Raw genomic sequence first — 17,478 nt, 5'->3', positions numbered from 1 at the left:
AGACACGATACTGGGACGGTGGTCGCCGTGGGGAGAGGCTCGACAGCGTGAGCGTGTGGCTCAGTGGATGCGGACGATGATCTCGGAGTGACCGAGCCGGATCACGTCGCCGTCAGCTAGTTGCCACTCCTGCACCGGTGCGTTGTTGACGGTGGTGCCGTTGGTCGAATTCAGGTCCGAGAGCAATGCGACCTGACCGTCCCAGCGGATCTCCAGGTGCCGGCGGGAAACCCCGGTGTCGGGCAGCCGGAACTGGGCGTCCTGGCCGCGCCCGACGATGTTGGAGCCGTCGCGAAGCTGATAGGTGCGGCCGCTGCCGTCATCGAGCTGCAGGGTGACCTGCGCTGCGGCGGAGCCGTACCCGCCCTGCCCGTAGCCGCCGTAGCCACCGCCCTGCCCGTAGTCCGAAGCCGGCGGCTGCCCGTAGTCGGAGGCCGGCTGCTGGCCCTGAGCGCCGTAGTCGTAGTCCCGGCCGGCGGGCTCGCCGTAACCGCCCTGTTGAGGCGCGTATCCCGCGGGCGAGGCTTCGGCGTACTGGGTGTAGGCCCCGGCGTCGTAATCCTGTCGGCCGTAGCCGCCGCCCTGCTGATAGCCCTGGTCCTGGTAGCCGCCCCCCTCGGGGTAGGCCGAGCGCTGCGGCTCCGGCGGAGCCGGCGGGGCGCCGTAGCCGGCGTCCTGGCGGGCGGGCTCGCGGCCGTAGTCACCGTAATCGCCGTAGCCGCCGCCCGGCGGCTGACCGTACCCACCCTGCTGGTAACCCTGGTCCTGGCCGTAGCCGCCCTGACCGCCGTAGCCGCCACCGGGCGGACCTTGGGGCGTAGCGGGCGGCGCAGCTTCGTGGGTGGGCGCGTAGCCGCTCTGGCCCGGCTCGCCGTACCCGCCGTGCCCCTGGTCCGGGTAGCCGCCCTGGTCGCCGTAGCCACCCTGCTGGCCGTAACCGCCTTGCTGGCCGTAGCCGCCCTGGTCGCCGTAGCCACCTTGCTGGCCGTAGCCACCTTGCTGGCCGTAACCGCCCTGGTCGCCGTAACCGCCCTGCTGGCCGTAGCCGCCCTGGTCGCCGTATCCACCCTGCTGGCCGTAGCCGCCCTGGTCCGGGTAACCACCCTGCTGGCCGTACCCGCCCTGCGGCGGGTATCCCTGCTGCGGTGGGTAACCGCCCTGTTCCGGCGGGTAACCGCGCTGGTCGTCCTGCCGTCCGTAGCGGTCGTCGTAATACTCGTCGGGCCGCCCCTGACCGCGGTAGCCTGGGTTGTCAGTCATCGGTCGTACTCCTGGTTCTGCGCCAAACGCATCATCTGATTGTGGCGGGGCGGAATCGGTATCCGTCGGGCGGGGCTCGACGTCGGGGTTGACAGCCCCGCGGGCGCGGAACTGGCCTGTATGCAGGTTCGCGGAATGCTCGAACCGGACGACCACATCACCATACGTTTGCCACCCCTGTTCCTGGATAAAGTCCGCCAAGTACCGAGCAAAAGCGCTCGACGTGAGATCCGGATCGGCGTTCAACTTCTCCGAGTCGTGCACACTGAGGGTAATGATGTATTCGTTGGGTGCCAAAAGGCGATTTCCCTGCAGTGACCGGACGCCGTCGCTCGCTTCGCGCCGCAGCAGCGCCTCCACCTCTTGCGGCACAATCGATCCGCCGAAGACCCGAGCAAACGCATCACCGACGGTCGCCTCGAGTTTGCGCTCGATGCGCTGAACTAGCCCGCGTTGGCCACCCATCGTTGCGCGCTCGCTTCACTCTGTGCCAGGGATCGTCGGCGGAGGGCAAACGACTCGGCCGAGTGCCGTCATCGTATCGGGATACCGCCATGCTGCGGCACCGTGAGATTCCTGGGAATCACATCGATACTGATCAGAGACCTTATTACCGCGCGACGCCGGTCGAGCCCGCCGAGCGGTTGGGGCGCGCGGCTACTAGAGTGATATGGTCCTCCGGTTGTTCGGGCGAGTGGCGGAATGGCAGACGCGCTGGCTTCAGGTGCCAGTGTCCTTCGGGACGTGGGGGTTCAAGTCCCCCTTCGCCCACAGTGAGCGGTTCCACGAACTGCGGCGCGCGAGGCCACGGACGTAGAGTCCGTGGCCTCTGTGTTTGTCGGGTCCCCTGACCTCGTCGTCAGTATTCATCCGCAACCGCCTGGGCGATCAGCCGGATCCGATCGGAGTCCTTCGCCGGATCGGTGATCGTGGCGACCGGGACCATCGTCTTGGTGCCGACCTGGAACTGCGGGCCGATCACCACCGTAAAGATGCCCGCCTCGCCGTCGCCGCTGACGGCGTGCCCGCCGACGTCGAAATGCTCAGGCTCGTAGGTGAGCCCGTCGGGCTCCGCGTAGTCCAATGAAAGGTAGACGTTCGGCCCGCCGTCGACGCCGAAGGCGCAGTCATGGGTGCTGAACTCTGCAATGTCCCAGGAAATGCCGTGCGCCGGGCGCAGTCGCGCCGGTGCCCGGCACGGGTCGGCGCCGGTGATCACGGTGCGGGGCACCGAACTCGTCGCCAGGGACGGCTTGCGGGCGAATTCGTGCAGGCCCACCTGCATGAGTTTGCGGCCAATGGCGCAGCCGTCGATTCGCGGTGGCGCCATCACCATGGCGGTCAGGCGCACACTGCCGGGATAGGTGGCTGCCCACTCACAGCCCGCCGACACCATCTGGTCGCGCGGGGGCATGTTGGGTCCGGCGAATGCGTCGGCGACGGTGACATCGGTGCCGTCGATCGTTTCGTGCTTGGCCCAGGCCGCCGGCTGAGGCAGCACCACCGGCCCGACCGCCAACGAGATGGTCGCCGTGATGTTGTCGCTGTCTTGGCCGATGCGGGAGCGGCACAGGATCGGCGAGGTAGGTGCCTCGATGGTGAGTGCCTTGCCCGCCACCGTGCGCGCCCCGCCGTACAGGGCGCAGATATCGACGCCACGGATCTGCTGGATCGTGCGCAGCCGCTCACGGTCGGCGTCGTTGGTGGGCGCGACCACGCTGGTATCCGGTGGCCCGGAGTCGGTGGCTTTCGGCGCAGGCTGATCGTGCGTGCATGCGACCACAGCGGCGGCAACGGCGATCAGGCCGAGGCCGAAACGACAGCGATCCCTCACCGGCACGACACCCTTCATCGGCACGACAGTAGTGCTGCCGACGATGTCACCCGAGTACCCGTGAGTGGCATCGCGTGGTCGCTCACCCCGGCGCAAGCACCGCCCCTTCTGGCGGCCGCCCCACCCATGCCGCCTACATTCTCATCGACGACTATCGAGGGAGCCCTGAGTTGAACATCGATCCCGCCGCCACCGCGTGGCTGCTGGCCAGCACGGCGCTGGTGCTGCTGATGACGCCCGGGTTGGCAATCTTCTACGGCGGCATGGTGCGCACCACCGGCGTGCTGAACATGATCATGATGAGCTTCATCTCGATCCCGCTGGTCACCGTGGCATGGCTGCTCGTCGGGTACAGCCTGGCGTTCTCCGACGGCGGCGCCGGCGGATTCCTGGGCGGTCTGTCGCACGCCGGGATGAGTGGGATCGGTCCGCAGACGCTGCACGGCCAGGTTCCCGAACTGCTGTTCGCGACCTTCCAGCTGACTTTCGCGATCATCACCGCGGCCCTGGTCAGCGGCGCCATCGCCGACCGCGCCAAATTCAGCGCCTGGCTGATCTTCGTCCCGCTATGGGTGATCGCGGTGTATTCCGTTGTCGCGCACTGGGTTTGGGGGCCAGCGGGCTGGCTGTCCAAATTGGGCGCGTTGGACTTCGCCGGCGGTCTGGTAGTCGAGATCGTCTCCGGCACCTCGGCCCTGGCGCTGGCCCTGGTGCTGGGTCCGCGCATCGGCTTCAAGACCGAGGCCATGCGTCCGCACAACCTGCCGTTCGTGCTGCTGGGAGCGGGACTGCTGTGGTTCGGCTGGTTCGGGTTCAACGCCGGTTCGGCCCTGACCGCCGACGGGTTCGCTTCCGCGGTCTTCCTCAACACCCTGGTCGCCGGTTGCCTGGGCATGCTGGGCTGGCTGACGGTCGAACAGCTCCGCGACGGCAAGCCCACCACCTTTGGCGCCGCATCGGGAGTGGTGGCCGGGCTGGTGGCGATCACGCCGTCGTGCGGCTACGTGAACACCCTGGGTGCCGCTGTCGTCGGAATGGCGGCCGGAATCGTGTGCGCGTTCGCCATCACGGTGAAGTTCAAACTCAACTACGACGACTCGCTCGACGTCGTCGGCGTGCACTTCGTCGGCGGCGTGGTCGGGGTGCTGCTGATCGGTCTGCTGGCGACCGCGGTGATGACCAAGGGTCCGAATGGACTGTTCTACGCCGGCGGGGTGGGCCAGCTCGGCAAGCAGGCGCTGGCCATGGTGGCCGTCGGTGCTTACGCGTTCACGGTCAGCTATCTGCTGGCCAAGGTGATCGACCTCGTCATCGGCTTCCGCATCAGCCGGGAGGATGAGGTGAATGGCGTCGACCTCAGCCAGCACGCGGAGACGGCGTACACCGAGGGCGTTCTGGGGCACCAGCAGGTGCACCGGCCGCTGTTCGGGCAGCAGGAGACCTCCCGTACCCGGTTGGAAGCGGACGAGGACGGTTGAGCGCTGAGCTGTCGGATCGTCGGCCGGAACGTCTCATCGCCGGGTTCTCCCCGATGACCCTCTCGATTACCCTGGCCTCGTGAACAGCCAGCAAGTGCCCGGCGGTGTGGTGCACCCACTCCCCGCCGACCTGCGCGAGGCGTTGACCGCCAACTCCACCGCACTGGCCCTCTGGCACGACATCACCCCGCTGGCACGCAACGAGTTCATCTGCTGGGTCGAGGACGCCAAGCAGCAAAAGACACGCGAGCGCCGCATCCGCAGGACTCAAGAGGAACTGGAAGAAGGCAAGTGGCGGCCCTGCTGCTGGCCGGGCTGCAAGCACCGCGAGCGCAACGGCAGATAGCCGATCGGTTTAGCACCGGCCTACCGGGTCAACTTGCTCGATGGCGGGGAGACCACTGGTGGGTGTGATGTCGTGTGGGGGTTGACGGGTGACCGGTCCGATGTGGATGGCCTGGCCACCCGAAGCGCACTCGGCATTGTTGTCCGCCGGGCCGGGTCCCGGCCCGTTACTGGCCGCCGCGGGGGCATGGCAGGCGCTCAGCGCGGAGTACGCTGCGGCCGCTGCCGAACTCACCGGCGTCCTGGGTGCGGTGCAGGCGGGGTCGTGGCAGGGTCCGTCGGCTGCGGATTACGGCGCTGCGCACGGCCCGTACCTGGCCTGGCTTGCGGTGGCGCAGGCCAACAGCTCCGCCGCCGCGGCTGCGCAGGAGACCGTTGCCGCGGCCTACACGACGGCACTGGCCACGATGCCGACACTGCCGGAACTGGCCGCCAACCACGTCGTGCACGGGGTGCTGGTCGCGACGAATTTCTTTGGCATCAACACGATCCCGATCGCACTGAACGAAGCCGACTACCTGCGGATGTGGATTCAGGCAGCGACCACGATGGCTACGTACCAAACCGTGGCGACGACGGCGACCGCCGCGGTTCCGACGACCGGACCGGCCCCGATGGTGGTCAAGGCCGACTCGGCTACCGCGGCCGCCGAGCCCAGCCAACTTGCGGCGGCGGCCCCGGCCGCTGACGCGGGCTCCCAAATCGACATCGCCAACCTGATCAGCCAGCTGCTGCAGTGGTACACCGGCTATGTCCAGGACTTGTTCGAGCCGATCACCAATTTTCTGCAGGACCCGCTGGGCAACAGCGTCAAACTCGTCACCGACTTCCTCACCAATCCGTCGCAGGCGTTGGTGACATGGGGGCCGTTCCTGTCCGCCGTGGCCTACCAGGTGTTCTCCAATGTCGGGGCGGCGCTGACCTATCCGCAGCTGCTGCTCCAGCCGCTGCTGGCGATCACCCTCGGCGTGGTGGCCGGGGTGGGCCAGCAGCTGGTTGCGCTGGGACCGGCTGTCGCCGGCGCGTCGGCCGCTCCGACCCCGCTGACGTTGAGCGGGCATTCCACGGCCTTGCCGCTGGCGAGTCTGGCGCCGAGTGGGGTGACATCCGCCGCCGCGTCCACCGGGTCGGTCGGCGCGGGCGGGACTGCAGCAGCGCCTGCTTCGGCAGCACCCGCGGCCGGCACGTTGGTGCCGTATGCCGTGGCGGGCTTCGACCCGGGCGGTGGCGTCCCGCCGACCCTGCGAGAAGGGACCGGCGCGAAGGCGCCGGCGCAGGGAATTCCGGCGGCGGCCGCCGGGGTTGCGGCACGCGAGAAACGGCGGGCCCGGCGACGGCGCGCCGCGACCATGCCGGAGCGGCAGTACGCCGACGAGGTGCTGGACTACGACCTCGATCCCGACGGGGAACCCGCGGTCACCGCGTCGACTCGCGGCGCGAGCGCGATGGGCTTGGGCGGCACCTACCGGGGCGAGGCGGACGCCGCCGGCCTGATCACCCTGCCGGCCGACGGATACGGCGGCGGGCCGACCATTCCGATGTTGCCCACCACCTGGGACGACGAGCAGTAGTCCCGCGACTCAGTGACCCGGTTGGGAGTTCACCCAGCCCACCACCTCGGCCGTGACGGGATCGGTGATGTCGTCGTATTCGGGATGCTTCTTGAGCACGGTGACCACCATGGAACAGACCGGGACGATGCGCTTGCCGTCAGCCTTGGTGGTCTGCAGCGCCTCTTCCAACAGGATGGTCGCCAGTCCCCGACCGCCGAATTCGGGATCGATTTCAGTGTGGTGGAAGACGCGCTGATCACCGCGATCGGCGAAATCGGCGAAGCCGACGGATTGGCCGGCCACGGAAATGTCATACCTGTTGTCGCCGGTCGTGACGGTGGTCTCTGCGCCGGTCTTGTCGGTGGTCACGAGCGCTCCTTCGGTTGGGGCAGCGGCCTGGGCAGCAGCCGAGTGGTGGGCATCGGCGGCGCCGGTAGGCGTATGACCGATCCCTGATATCCCTCGACGGCACCGAAGCGGTTCTCCGGGCCGTCTTGGTCCTCCTGCCACAGCCGCCGATAGGTGACGATCTCGTCGTGACTGCGCGCGACGAAGTTCCACCACATCACCAACTGTTCACAGAACGGAGTGCCACCCAGCAGCAACACCCGGGCCGGCCGATCCACCATATTGCGCAGCCGCAGGATGGAGTTTCCCGGACCCTGGTACCCGAGGTCGGCCGCCGCGAGAGTGGTTCGGCCGAGCTGGATGTCGCCCTGGTCGCACAACACCCCGTGTTCGAAGGCCGGATCGACGTCGAGCTCGAGCGACGCGGACGGGTCGAGATCGAGCTGCGCACCGATCAACGGAGTGAATGTGCTTACCGGCGAACGGCTTCCGGCTAGCTGGCCGAGAAAAACCCGGGCGATCGCGCCGGGCAGCGCGACTGGTTCAGGGCGGTGGTGGGCAAAGCCGCGGTCGGTGTCGCGGGCCGAATCCGGCAGGGCTATCCACAACTGCACACCGTGCAGTGACTGGCCAGGAATGGACACCTCCGAATGACAGATGCCGGCGCCCGCCGTCATCAAATTCAGTTCGCCCGGCCGCACTGTGGCATGCACGCCGGCGCTGTCACGGTGTTCCACTTCCCCACTGAAAAGCCAACTCGCCGTTTGCAGTCCGGTGTGCGGGTGGGGCGGCACGTCCATGTGATGGTCCGTCGGCCCGTAATGGTCGACAAAGCACCACGCCCCGATCAGCGACCGTTGCCGTTGCGGGAGGGTGCGCTGCACGTGGATCGCGCGCGGTCCGCCCAGCGGTACCGCACGTGGGTTCAGCACTTCGACGATGTCGGCGTCAACCTCGACCGGCGAAGCGCTGCAGGCGACTTCGGCCGGAGCGGTCTCGAGATTGCTCACTTTCGCGTCTGCACTCGCGGGCTCACCTGCCCGGCGGCTGGATTGCCTTCATGGCGATCCGCATGATCGGCTCGGGAACGCGGTCCCGCAGGGACAGTGCGGTGTCGGCGGCGCGGGAACGCAGCGGGGTACCGCGTCCGAACATCTTGTTGAACGGCCCACCCGTCGGCTCGACCGTGATGTGCAGCGGCGGGGTGTCGACGGCGGCACCCAGCGCGTTGGAGATCACCATGCGCTGGATTTCACTGGTCCCTTCAAAGATGGTGTACAGCTTCGCATCCCGATACCACTTCTCGACCGGATGATCGGTGATGTAACCCCAGCCGCCCATCGTCTGAATGGCTCGCTCGGTGGCTTTGACAGCGACCTCGCTCGCCGCAAGCTTGGACATCGAGCCCTCGCCCCGTTCGAACGACACGTTGTTGGCCGCCATCCAGGATGCCCGCCAGGTCAGCAGCCGTGCCGCATCGATCTGAGTGGCCAAGTCCGCCAACGGAAATGCGATTCCCTGATGGTCGATGATGGGCCCGCCGAAGGCCTCGCGTTCGGTCGCGTAGGCGGTCGCGTACTCCAGCGCAGCGCGGGCAATCCCGATGGCCTGGGCTGCCACCATCGGCCGGGTCTGCTCGAAGGTGCCCATGGTCGCCGAGCCGGACTTCTTGGCGCCGGCCACCACTTCGCGTGCCTTGGCGAGCTTGTGTTCCAGCTTGTCCTCGCCGCCGAGCAGATTCGCACCCGGAATCCGCACCCCGTCGAACTTCAGTTCGGCGGTGTGGGAAGCGCGGCAGCCCAATTTGTCGAGTTTGCGCACCAGCTCCAAACCGGGTGTGCCGCCCGGCACCACGAACAACGCCTGACCCCGATGGCCCAATTCCTCGTCGACGACCGCGTTGACGACGTGGACGTTGGCGATACCGCCGTTGCCGATCCACATCTTGTGACCGTCGATGACCCAGTCGTCTCCGTCGCGGCGGGCGCGGGTTCGCAGATTGCGGACGTCGCTGCCACCCTCGGGTTCGGAGATCGCCAGGGCGGCGAGCTTGATGTCGCCCGGGGTCCCGAAACATTCCGGCGCCCACTCCAGCATCTGTTCCGGCGAGGCGGCCTGGCCGATCGCCGACAGGGCCAATGCCGGCATGACGATGGCCAGACCGATTCCGGCGCATCCCCAGAACAGTTCCTCCATGAACATCGGCAGCGAGATGCCGGTGGGGTCCCCGATCAGGTCGCGGTAGAACAGCGGGCTGTAGAAGCCCCGCTGCGCAGCCTCTTCCAGAACCGGCCAGGGGAACTCTTGGCGTTGGTCGTATTCGAGGGCGACGGGCCGGATCACCTCTTCGGCGAACTCGTGGGTGCGCCGCGCCAGATCGTGCTGCGCTGCCGTCGGGGTCAGGTCGAAGGTCATAGGTTGCGCCTTTGCTCAGCTGCCTCGGCCCGAGCGGGGCCACTGTCGAATTCCCGTATACCCCGGGTGTGGCCCGACAATCCCTCGGTCAAGCCGCCGAGCGCGGGCCTACGCGGGCGGCGGGAAGATGCAACACCACGGCGCCGACGGCGAGATCGTCACTTTCCCGACGCTCCAGCAACGCCGCGTTCTCGGGCAACTGCCGGGCATTGATGTCGCCGGCGGCGATGCGGCGCAACACCTCGTGGGCCGCGGCGAGCTGTTCGCGTTTGCGGTACTGACCGCCGGGCAACTTCACGCCGGCCCACACTCCATATTCTTCGCGGTGCGCGATCGCCCGCGCGGCGCACTGGCGCTGTTGCGCCAGTGGGCACCGGCGCAGGCACTGAATGCGTGCCTCGGTGGCCGACCGCTCGTAGGCGCGTGCCTTGGCCGCGCCGTCGCCGCCGTCGTCGTCGGGGTAGCCGAACCAGAGTTCCGGGTTGGTTGCACAAGGGTTTGACACGAGCCGACCTCCATTCGACGGAAAACGTAGGCAGAATCGTATACACACATACTCAGGATGGACAAGCGAAACGAGAAGAAAACGTATAAACGGAGGGGTGGTGGACGGCCTGTGTAATATCCGGCTATGCGGGGAGCGCGGCCGTGAGCCGTGAATCGGCCGGTGCGGCCATGCGCGCGTTGCGTGAGTCGCGGGACTGGTCCCTTGCGGACCTGGCCGCGGCGACCGGCGTCAGCATCATGGGACTCAGCTATCTCGAGCGCGGCGCCCGCAAACCGCACAAAAGCACTGTGCAAAAGGTGGAAAACGGCCTGGGCCTGCCGCCGGGCACGTATTCGCGGCTCATCGTCGCCGCCGACCCGGACGCCGAACTCGCCCGGTTGATCGCCGCGCAGCCGTCCGAACCGGTGCCGCCGCGACGCGCCGGGGCACCGGTCGTCGACCGGCACAGCGATACCGATGTGCTGGAGGGATACGCCGAAGCACAACTGGAGACCATCAAGTCCGTCATCGATCGACTACCGCCGGTGACATCAAACGAATATGAGACGTATATTCTCTCTGTGATCGCACAATGCGTGAAAGCGGAGATGCTGGCCGCCAGCTCCTGGCGGGTCGCGGTCAACGCCAGTGCCGATTCGACGGACCGCCTGATGGAGCACCTGCAGGCACTCGAAGCAACGCGCGGCGACCTGCTGAAGCGGCTGCCCAGCAGTTTGAGTGCGCGCTTCGACCGCGCATGTGCGCGCTCGACGCTGCCCGAACCCGTGATCGCCGCACTGATCGGTGTCGCGGTCGATGACGTCTGGGACATCCGCAACCGGGGTGCGATTCCAGCGGGCGCGCTCCCCCGGGTGCGCGCATTCACCGAAACCACGGAGGCCGAAGCCGGAGTCGGCGTGGCCGGGTCCGGTCCGGACAGCGAGCAGAACCGATGAGTCCGACCGAGCTCGAGACGTTGAGCCGAGCCCACGGTCTGTTCACCGGCAGCGGCCCGCACCCGCCGATCGAAACCGGCCTCGATGCCGGTGCGGTGCCACCGAATCCTGTTGGCGGACAGCATCATTACCAGCAACGGGCGACCCGCGCCCACGCCGCCCTGAGCGCGGCCGGCCACACGGATTCGGCGCTGGCGGCGATCGTCGCCGGTGCGCACCGGGATCGGTCCGCCGCCCGTCAGCTCACTCGTGGCGTGCTCGATGAAGCTCGCGCCGATGCCCCGGTGCCGGGACTGTCGCCGCTGGCCCAGCGCGAGGCGCTGCGTCGCCGCGTGGCGCGGTTGCGCGCTCAACGCGAGCACGTCGCCGTCGCGAGGGGCCGCTCGCGACGACACGCCGCCGCGCTACGCGCGTTGCGCTACCGGGCAGCACACCACCGCGGCGGGCGGTTGCCCGTACCGGCCGGGCGCGCCGGACTCGCGGTACGCGCCGCGCTGTCCCGGCTGGGCCGACCCTACGTCTGGGGGGCCACCGGGCCCGACCAGTTCGACTGTTCCGGCTTGGTCCAATGGGCTTACGCGCAGGCCGGCGTACACCTCGATCGCACGACCTATCAGCAGATCAACGACGGAGTGCCGGTGCCGCGGTCGCAAGTCCGGCCCGGCGACCTGGTCTTTCCGCACACCGGCCACGTACAGCTGGCGATCGGCAACAACCTGGTGGTCGAGGCGCCCTATTCCGGCGCCTCGGTCCGGATCAGCCGGCTGGGCGGCAGCGTAGCGATCCGGCGGCCATGGTGAGTACCAGCAATCGCCCAGTCGGCTGGGCCGGATGAGAAGGTTGAGGCCATGTCGGAACAAGGCGGGGCGTCGGTAGCGGCCATTCAGCAACGGCAGGCCGCGCTCGCGCGCAGACACGGGGCAATCGCCGAGGCCGACCGCGTGCTGGCAGCGGCGCTCGCCAGTGCGCATCAGGTCATGCGCGACAGCGTCCGGCGACTCGACGCGATCTCCGCCGAGATCGAACAGGCACTGCCCGGGCAGCCCGTCGATACCCCGATGGGGGCGCGCGAATTCGAGAGATTTCTGGCGGCCAAGCAACGCGAGATCGCCGAGGTTGTGACCGAGGCCCGCGAGGTCAGCCGCAGCAAAAGCGCGGTGCTGCACCGCCTGCGGGACACCTATTCCATCTGAGCCGCTGAGTGAATTGTCCGCGGCTGTGCGCGTGGGTACTGTCCAGCGGCGTGGCGACCCAGCAGGACGTCTTCGACGTGATGCGACTTGTTCAGCAACGCACCGGCGATCCGGCCGCGTGGCAGTCGGGGCTGACGCCGGGTGAAATGGGCGACGTACTGTCGCCCGCGACGCCGCCACAGCGTCTGGACGTGATCCTGGCCAAGATCCGCCACCAACATCCGGACTTGTTCACTCCGGCGCCAGCCCCGCAGGCGCCGCCGCAACGTTCCGAAGGCGAAGCCGCCAGCGCCATCAGCGCGGCCGAAACTGCTCTGGCACATCAGAATTCGGCGAGCTCGCAGCTGGATCTGCAAGTCGTCACCGCCATCCTCAACGCGCATCTGACCAACGCCGAAGGCAGGACTGCGCTGGACGCTCTCCAGCACGAGATCGAGACCGCCCTCGCGACGCGGTCCGACCTGGACACTCCGGCCGGCGCGCGGGACTTCCAGCGGTTCCTGATCAGCAAACTCCGCGATATCCGCGCGGTGGTGGCGACAGCCGGCCTCGACGACACCTCGAAGTCGGCGTTGATGGCGGCGTGGACGTCGTTGTATAACGCATCGAAGGCCGGCCCGGACGCCCCGGCGGAGCACCGGCCGGCGGCGGCCGAACCCGCGACCGGGCACGGTGGTCCGCCCGCCGCGTCGTCGTCGAGTGGGCCGGCAGCGAAGGGCAGTCCGGATCCGCTGCTCGACTCGACGTTGCTGGACGATCCGGGGCTGTTCGACGCCCCGGTCCAGCAGCCCGCGGCCGCTGCACCGCTCCCGGTCACCGGCGCCGGGGGCGCCGCCCCGACCGGGGTGAGTCCGAGCAGCGGGGCGGGCGCGCCCAGTTGGGGCGCCCCGAGCGGTTTCTCAGTGCCTAACCTGTCGGGCGGCGGAACCGGACGGGACCCGCGCGGTGCATCAGACGGGCTGTTCGACGAGGACTTCGACCCGCGTGAGCACCGACCCGACGACGACGAGACCGAGCGCGAGAAGGACGACCACGACGACCCGCGGCACGAGCCGGAGCCGGGCGAGCCGCAACCGCAGCCGTCGGGTCCGACGACGGTGAGTCTGCCCAACGGCGAGACGGTGACTGCGGCCAGTCCACAACTTGCCGCCGCCATCAAGGCCGCCGCAGCGGGTGCCCCCATTGCAGACGCGTTCCAACAGCAGGGCATGTCCATCCCGCCCCCCGGGACGGCGGTCACCAATCCCCTGGATCCGGCCCAGGTCGTGCCGGGTGATATCGGCATGCTCACCGATCGTCACGCGCTGGCCCTGGGGAACAGCAAGGCTCTGCTCGACGGACAAATCCAGCGCATCTCCGCCGTAAGCGGACCCAGCTTTCTAGGCTGGGAGCACCCGCCGACGCCGGTGCAGGCGACGGTGCCGTCCGCAACGCAGACACCCACGCCCACCCGACCGGCGGCCGTCGCCGGCTGATCAGCGAACCGAGACGATAATCGCCGGCACGGTGCCGGCACTGAAGGAGGAGGCAGCAGATGGCCGATCGTATTCATGTGGTGCCGGCGCACCTGCGTGAAGCCGCGGCCCGGCACGAGCAGACCGCCGGCCAGCTGCGGAGCATCCCGACCACCCACGCCGCGATCCAGGAAAGCCTGGATTCGCTGGGACCCGTCTTCGGCGATCTGCGCGAGGCCGGGCGCGTGCTGCTCGAAGCCCGGCGGCGGTGCTACGAGCAGCAGGCCGACGACCACGCCGATCTCGCGCAGAATCTGGTGACCTCGGCCGCGACGTGGGAGCAGCGCGAGCAAGAGTCCGCGGCCAAACTCCGCGACATCGTCGACGGCTAGGTTTCAGCAGAGTCCATGACAGACGCCAATCCGGCCTTCGACACCGTGCATCCCAGCGGGCACATTCTGGTGCGCTCGTGCCGCGGTGGCTATTTGCACAGCGTCGCGCTGAGTGAGGCGGCAATGGAGACAGATGCGCAAACTCTGGCTGAGGGGATTCTGCTGACCGCCGACGTTTCCTGCCTCAAGGCATTGTTGGAAGTGCGCGACGAGATCATCGCCGCCGGGCAGACACCCTCCGCCGCGGTGCCCACCGCCGCCGATCTCGACTCGGCAATCGAAAAACTGCTCGCCCACCAACTGCACGCACGCGCCACGGCAGATTAGAGCAGCCAGGTCCTGGCACTGTCGGGATCCGGAGCGACATCTGCGGGTGGCTCGATGGGGTTGGCGCCGAACAACTCTCGGGCGCGTGCCAGCAGCGCACGTACCTCGTCGAGTTGCTGCTGCAACCCGGAATCGGCCATGGTTGCACGCTACCCACACCACGACAACCGCACAATTCACCGCTCGCACAAGCCGAGGCGATCAACACCGGGCTACCGCTACGCTTAGCCGGTGGGAATCTTCGGCAGGGTGACGGCGCGCCAGCGTCTGCGCCGAGCGACCGAAGAATCCCTCACGGTCCCCACCTTCAGTGCGCCGCTCGACTGCACGCCGTGGGTGATCGGCGGCCTGTGGCCCGTCGAGCTGTCGCAGAGCAGGAACGAAACCGCAACGCTGGCAAAGTATCTCAAGTCCGACCTGCAGCGGATAGCGGCGACCGCGAACGAAGAACTCAGGGGCATCGGCCAAGCCGGCATGGTCTACACCGCGCGGCGGGCCGCCGAGGCCCGCGTGATCGAGGAGGCCCGCGCCCTGGCAGTGCGGCGAGTCGAATCGACGTTGCGGCAACTCCGTCAGAGCACGGCGCAGCAAGCCCCGGTCCAGCCGCCACCCGAGGTCCGGCCGGCGCCCCGGCCGGACCTGGCCAAGACGCAGGTGCTGCCAGTGATACGGGACGAGCCGTTCGACATCGGCGATACCCAGGTGTTGCCGGCCGTGCAAGACGAGGTTCCGGCACAGGACGTTGACGCGACCCAGGTGTTGCCGGCCGTCGTCGACGACGGGCCGCCCGCCGAGCCCCCTCCGGATCCGGAAGCCGCACCCCCTGCGGACGCCGCCCCCGAAGACGCCGAGCCGACCACCGCGGAGCGGTTGCCGCTATTGCTGGCATTCGTCGCCCGCCAGGAACCGCGACTGAGCTGGGCTGTCGGCGAACACGAGGACGGTACGACGGTGCTGGTCACCGACCTGGCGCACGGCTGGATCCCGCCGGGCATCGCGGTGCCCGAAGGCGTGCGCCTGCTGGAACCCGGCACCCGGACCGGACGGGCCGCGGAGTTGCTGGGTAACACGATCCAGGCGGCGACCTATGCGCCGGGCGACTCGTCGAAGCTGTCCGTCGGGCTCTCCGGTGTGGCAGCGTCCGTGCAGCCGAAGGAACTGCCTCCTGTCACCGACCTGGGTTGGGAACTGGGTGTCGCCACGCACTGGCGCCAGGGCTTGCCGCGCCTGGTCAATACGCTGGCCAAGGCCGCTGCTGCCGGGGCCGACGTCGTCGACCAAGAACTGGATTTGCTGCGAGTGCACCTCGACACGACCCGCTACCAGCTGCTCGCCCAGTATCCCGACGTCGATCCTGAACAACTGCTCAATTGCATGCTGCTCGCCGCCACCGAAAGCAGCGCCACCGGCGACGTGACGTCGGCGAACTATCACTTCGCCTGGTTCCAGAAACTGGCGGATCGAGCGCCCGGCAGACCGGCTCAATCGTGAATTGACGCTGGTCGGGGCCCTCGACATACTGTCCTGGTGTCGGGGTCGGGTCGTCGCGGCGAACTCAGCGACCTCAGCGTCAGCGGTGATCGCAGTGCCGCCGAAGACGAGGCACTCGTCGAAGCGGTACTTCGTGAACTGAGCGAAGCAGCCGACCGGTGGGAAGCACTCGTCGCACAGGCCGAGACCGTCACGTACAGCGTGGACTTGGGCGACGTGTCGGCGGTGGCCAACTCGGACGGGCGGCTGCTGCAGCTGACGCTGCACCCGGACGTGATGGTCGGCTACACGCACACCGAATTGGCCGACAGGATGAACCTCGCCATCGCAGCGCTGCGAGAAGAGGCTGAAGCCGAGAACCGGGCACGGTACGGCGACAGCCTGCAGTGATGTCGGCGTCGGCACGCAGACATGCGCCGACCGCCGGAAGGAGAACGATCAGTGCCACTCAATCTGTCCAACCGGGACCAGAACTCGGGGCATCTGTTCTATAGCCGGCGACTGCGCGCGGCGATCACCAGATTCTCCGTGCGCATGAAGCATGACGACCGCAAACAACAAGCGGCGGTGGCGTTGTCGATCGTGCTTGTCCTGATCGGTGTGGGCTGGATGGCGTTGCTGCACGTCATGAAGCCGGCCGGTCTTATCGCCCAGTCGGCTGTGGTCGGCAACCGGGACACCGGCGCGATCTTCGCCAAGATCAACGGGCGTCTCTACCCCGCGCTCAATCTCACGTCGGCGCGACTGGCCGTCGGCAATGCCGCGGCGCCCACCTGGGTGACAGCCGCCGAGATTGCGAAATACCCGACCGGACCGATGATCGGTATCCCGGGTGTGCCGGACAGCCTCCCGGCCACCGGCGGCGCCGGCTCGGCATGGGCCGTCTGTGACACCGCTCAGACAGGTGGCGCAGGGCGGGGCAGCGCAACCCCGCCGGTGGTGACCGCCATCGCGGGCCCGCTATTCGCTGCGGGACGGGCCGCCGCGATGAGCCCGACCCAGGCCATCCTGGTAACCCACAAGAGCACGACCTACGTGATCTGGGGTGGCCGGCGCTCGCGAATCGACGCGACCGACCGGTCGGTGACCTTCAACCTCGGTCTGGATCCCGGCGTGACCTATCCCATTGAGATCTCCAACGCACTGTTCGATGCGTTGCCGTCGACGGAACCGCTTGTGGTGCCGTCGATTCCGGAGGCCGGCTCCCCGTCGCGATGGGTGGCCGGCGCCAAGGTCGGCAGCGTGCTGGAGTCCCGCGACGCTGCCGGTGCCGTTACGGGTTTCTATGTCTTGCTGCCCGGCGGCGTACAGAAGATCACCGCATTCGTCGCAGACCTGTTGCGCACCGCGGATTCTCAGGGTTCGACCGCACCGACGCTGATCGCCCCGGACAAACTGATACACATCCCGGTCGTCGATATCCTCAACGTCGACTACTACCCGTCGGGCAAGTTCAATTTCGTTGACACCACGGCGAATCCGGTCACCTGCGTGGGCTGGGAGAAGCAGCAGAACGACCCGCAGGCACGCATCACCGTCGTCAACGGTCGTGGTCTGCCGGTCCCGATCAGCATGGACTCCCGCCTGGTGCACCTCGTGCGCGACGACCGCAACCCCGATTCCGCTGAGGCGCATCAGACATTGATATTGCCCGGCGCCGCGAACTTCGTGGCCACCACCAGTGGGGTTGCGACGTCGGACAGCCGGGAAAGCCTCTATTGGCTTTCGCCGCAAGGGGTTCGGTACGGCATCCAGTCGGACCAGCGGACGTTGCAGGCACTGGGGCTGGACCCGAAACTTGCGGTGCAAGCGCCCTGGCCGATGGTGCGCACCTTTGCGCCCGGACCGGCCATCAGTCGTGAAGCGGCCCTTGTCGCCCGGGACGCCTTGCCGGCGGGTGGGGTGGTCGCACCCATTCCCGATTCGTCCGAGACGGGAGGTTAGC

19 protein-coding genes and 1 tRNA gene are annotated in these 17,478 nt (G+C 68.0%); 13 read left to right on the top strand and 7 right to left on the bottom strand.

What is annotated here, in order from left to right; translation table 11 throughout:
- Window positions 1–60: 60 nt before the first annotated feature.
- Entirely contained in the window at window positions 61–1,725 is a 1,665-nt protein-coding gene (locus AC5Y3Z_RS11045) for an FHA domain-containing protein (protein WP_473138705.1), read from the bottom strand.
- Between the two features lie 223 nt (window positions 1,726–1,948).
- Here AC5Y3Z_RS11045 and AC5Y3Z_RS11040 point away from each other — a divergent pair.
- Window positions 1,949–2,031 (top strand) — tRNA-Leu (locus AC5Y3Z_RS11040).
- Window positions 2,032–2,119: 88 nt separating this feature from the next.
- On the opposite strand, the gene AC5Y3Z_RS11035 is transcribed toward AC5Y3Z_RS11040, so the two are convergent.
- The gene (locus AC5Y3Z_RS11035; RefSeq protein ID WP_473138706.1) at window positions 2,120–3,112 is read right to left on the bottom strand and encodes a hypothetical protein; all 993 of its coding nucleotides are present in this window, start codon (window positions 3,110–3,112) and stop codon (window positions 2,120–2,122) included.
- Window positions 3,113–3,324: 212 nt separating this feature from the next.
- Between AC5Y3Z_RS11035 and AC5Y3Z_RS11030 the strand changes: the two genes are divergently transcribed.
- From AC5Y3Z_RS11030 to AC5Y3Z_RS11020, 3 genes are all read left to right on the top strand, one after another.
- Window positions 3,325–4,572, top strand: a complete 1,248-nt coding sequence (locus AC5Y3Z_RS11030; RefSeq protein WP_463826432.1) for an ammonium transporter — start codon at window positions 3,325–3,327, stop codon at window positions 4,570–4,572.
- A 79-nt stretch (window positions 4,573–4,651) separates the two neighbouring features.
- Window positions 4,652–4,918 (top strand): YdeI/OmpD-associated family protein, encoded by a 267-nt coding sequence (locus AC5Y3Z_RS11025; protein ID WP_473138707.1) that lies wholly within the window; start codon window positions 4,652–4,654, stop codon window positions 4,916–4,918.
- Between the two features lie 88 nt (window positions 4,919–5,006).
- A complete protein-coding gene (locus AC5Y3Z_RS11020; protein ID WP_473138708.1) occupies window positions 5,007–6,488 on the top strand; it encodes a PPE family protein in 1,482 nt (493 codons plus the stop codon).
- Window positions 6,489–6,497: 9 nt separating this feature from the next.
- Here AC5Y3Z_RS11020 and AC5Y3Z_RS11015 read toward each other — a convergent pair whose 3' ends face one another.
- The 4 genes from AC5Y3Z_RS11015 to AC5Y3Z_RS11000 all read right to left on the bottom strand — a co-directional run bounded on the left by AC5Y3Z_RS11015 (window position 6,498) and on the right by AC5Y3Z_RS11000 (window position 9,738).
- The gene (locus AC5Y3Z_RS11015; RefSeq protein ID WP_473138709.1) at window positions 6,498–6,839 is read right to left on the bottom strand and encodes a GNAT family N-acetyltransferase; all 342 of its coding nucleotides are present in this window, start codon (window positions 6,837–6,839) and stop codon (window positions 6,498–6,500) included.
- Window positions 6,836–7,828, bottom strand: coding sequence for a pirin family protein (locus AC5Y3Z_RS11010; protein ID WP_473138710.1), 993 nt, complete (start codon window positions 7,826–7,828; stop codon window positions 6,836–6,838). Before AC5Y3Z_RS11010 ends, AC5Y3Z_RS11015 begins: the two co-directional genes overlap by 4 nt.
- A gap of 22 nt (window positions 7,829–7,850) precedes the next feature.
- The gene (locus AC5Y3Z_RS11005) at window positions 7,851–9,233 is read right to left on the bottom strand and encodes an acyl-CoA dehydrogenase family protein (protein ID WP_463826317.1); all 1,383 of its coding nucleotides are present in this window, start codon (window positions 9,231–9,233) and stop codon (window positions 7,851–7,853) included.
- Between the two features lie 88 nt (window positions 9,234–9,321).
- Window positions 9,322–9,738, bottom strand: a complete 417-nt coding sequence (locus AC5Y3Z_RS11000) for a WhiB family transcriptional regulator (RefSeq protein ID WP_473138711.1) — start codon at window positions 9,736–9,738, stop codon at window positions 9,322–9,324.
- 143 nt (window positions 9,739–9,881) lie between these two features.
- On the opposite strand from AC5Y3Z_RS11000, the gene AC5Y3Z_RS10995 reads away from it, so the two are divergent.
- The 6 genes from AC5Y3Z_RS10995 to AC5Y3Z_RS10970 are packed head-to-tail and all read left to right on the top strand — an operon-like array spanning window position 9,882 to window position 14,042.
- Window positions 9,882–10,676, top strand: a complete 795-nt coding sequence (locus AC5Y3Z_RS10995) for a helix-turn-helix domain-containing protein (protein ID WP_473138712.1) — start codon at window positions 9,882–9,884, stop codon at window positions 10,674–10,676.
- A complete protein-coding gene (locus AC5Y3Z_RS10990) occupies window positions 10,673–11,476 on the top strand; it encodes a C40 family peptidase (protein WP_473138713.1) in 804 nt (267 codons plus the stop codon). Before AC5Y3Z_RS10995 ends, AC5Y3Z_RS10990 begins: the two co-directional genes overlap by 4 nt.
- Before the next feature lie 48 nt (window positions 11,477–11,524).
- Window positions 11,525–11,869 carry a DUF4226 domain-containing protein gene (locus tag AC5Y3Z_RS10985; RefSeq protein ID WP_473138714.1) on the top strand — a complete coding sequence of 115 codons (345 nt, stop codon included), beginning with the start codon at window positions 11,525–11,527 and terminating at the stop codon, window positions 11,867–11,869.
- A gap of 50 nt (window positions 11,870–11,919) precedes the next feature.
- Window positions 11,920–13,344 (top strand): DUF4226 domain-containing protein, encoded by a 1,425-nt coding sequence (locus tag AC5Y3Z_RS10980; RefSeq protein ID WP_473138715.1) that lies wholly within the window; start codon window positions 11,920–11,922, stop codon window positions 13,342–13,344.
- Window positions 13,345–13,403: 59 nt separating this feature from the next.
- Complete coding sequence (locus AC5Y3Z_RS10975; protein ID WP_473138716.1) at window positions 13,404–13,715, top strand: ESX-1 secretion-associated protein; 312 nt, start codon at window positions 13,404–13,406, stop codon at window positions 13,713–13,715.
- Between the two features lie 15 nt (window positions 13,716–13,730).
- Window positions 13,731–14,042 (top strand): DUF2694 family protein, encoded by a 312-nt coding sequence (locus tag AC5Y3Z_RS10970; RefSeq protein ID WP_473138717.1) that lies wholly within the window; start codon window positions 13,731–13,733, stop codon window positions 14,040–14,042.
- On the opposite strand, the gene AC5Y3Z_RS10965 is transcribed toward AC5Y3Z_RS10970, so the two are convergent.
- Window positions 14,039–14,182, bottom strand: a complete 144-nt coding sequence (locus AC5Y3Z_RS10965; RefSeq protein WP_473138718.1) for a hypothetical protein — start codon at window positions 14,180–14,182, stop codon at window positions 14,039–14,041. The two genes, AC5Y3Z_RS10970 and AC5Y3Z_RS10965, sit on opposite strands and share 4 nt — an antisense overlap.
- A gap of 91 nt (window positions 14,183–14,273) precedes the next feature.
- On the opposite strand from AC5Y3Z_RS10965, the gene AC5Y3Z_RS10960 reads away from it, so the two are divergent.
- The 3 genes from AC5Y3Z_RS10960 to eccB are packed head-to-tail and all read left to right on the top strand — an operon-like array spanning window position 14,274 to window position 17,477.
- Complete coding sequence (locus AC5Y3Z_RS10960) at window positions 14,274–15,533, top strand: DUF5631 domain-containing protein (protein ID WP_473138719.1); 1,260 nt, start codon at window positions 14,274–14,276, stop codon at window positions 15,531–15,533.
- Between the two features lie 33 nt (window positions 15,534–15,566).
- Window positions 15,567–15,923, top strand: a complete 357-nt coding sequence (locus AC5Y3Z_RS10955) for a DUF2710 family protein (protein WP_473138929.1) — start codon at window positions 15,567–15,569, stop codon at window positions 15,921–15,923.
- Between the two features lie 51 nt (window positions 15,924–15,974).
- On the top strand, window positions 15,975–17,477 hold the full coding sequence (gene eccB, locus AC5Y3Z_RS10950) for a type VII secretion protein EccB (protein WP_473138720.1): 1,503 nt from the start codon (window positions 15,975–15,977) through the stop codon (window positions 17,475–17,477).
- Window position 17,478: the final 1 nt, after the last annotated feature.

It is taken from the genome of Mycobacterium sp. NGS61 (assembly GCF_059812325.1).
This window is presented reverse-complemented; position numbering and strand designations above follow the sequence as displayed.

Excerpts from the sequence above, each read along its gene's own strand:
- AC5Y3Z_RS11005 (WP_463826317.1), bottom strand. The coding sequence starts at position 9,233 with ATGACCTTCGACCTGACCCCGACGGCAGCGCAGCACGATCTGGCGCGG.
- AC5Y3Z_RS10965 (WP_473138718.1), bottom strand. The coding sequence starts at position 14,182 with ATGGCCGATTCCGGGTTGCAGCAGCAACTCGACGAGGTACGTGCGCTG.
- AC5Y3Z_RS10990 (WP_473138713.1), top strand. The coding sequence starts at position 10,673 with ATGAGTCCGACCGAGCTCGAGACGTTGAGCCGAGCCCACGGTCTGTTC.
- AC5Y3Z_RS10970 (WP_473138717.1), top strand. The coding sequence starts at position 13,731 with ATGACAGACGCCAATCCGGCCTTCGACACCGTGCATCCCAGCGGGCAC.
- AC5Y3Z_RS10985 (WP_473138714.1), top strand. The coding sequence starts at position 11,525 with ATGTCGGAACAAGGCGGGGCGTCGGTAGCGGCCATTCAGCAACGGCAG.
- AC5Y3Z_RS11035 (WP_473138706.1), bottom strand. The coding sequence starts at position 3,112 with ATGAAGGGTGTCGTGCCGGTGAGGGATCGCTGTCGTTTCGGCCTCGGC.
- AC5Y3Z_RS11045 (WP_473138705.1), bottom strand. The coding sequence starts at position 1,725 with ATGGGTGGCCAACGCGGGCTAGTTCAGCGCATCGAGCGCAAACTCGAG.
- AC5Y3Z_RS11030 (WP_463826432.1), top strand. The coding sequence starts at position 3,325 with ATGACGCCCGGGTTGGCAATCTTCTACGGCGGCATGGTGCGCACCACC.
- AC5Y3Z_RS10975 (WP_473138716.1), top strand. The coding sequence starts at position 13,404 with ATGGCCGATCGTATTCATGTGGTGCCGGCGCACCTGCGTGAAGCCGCG.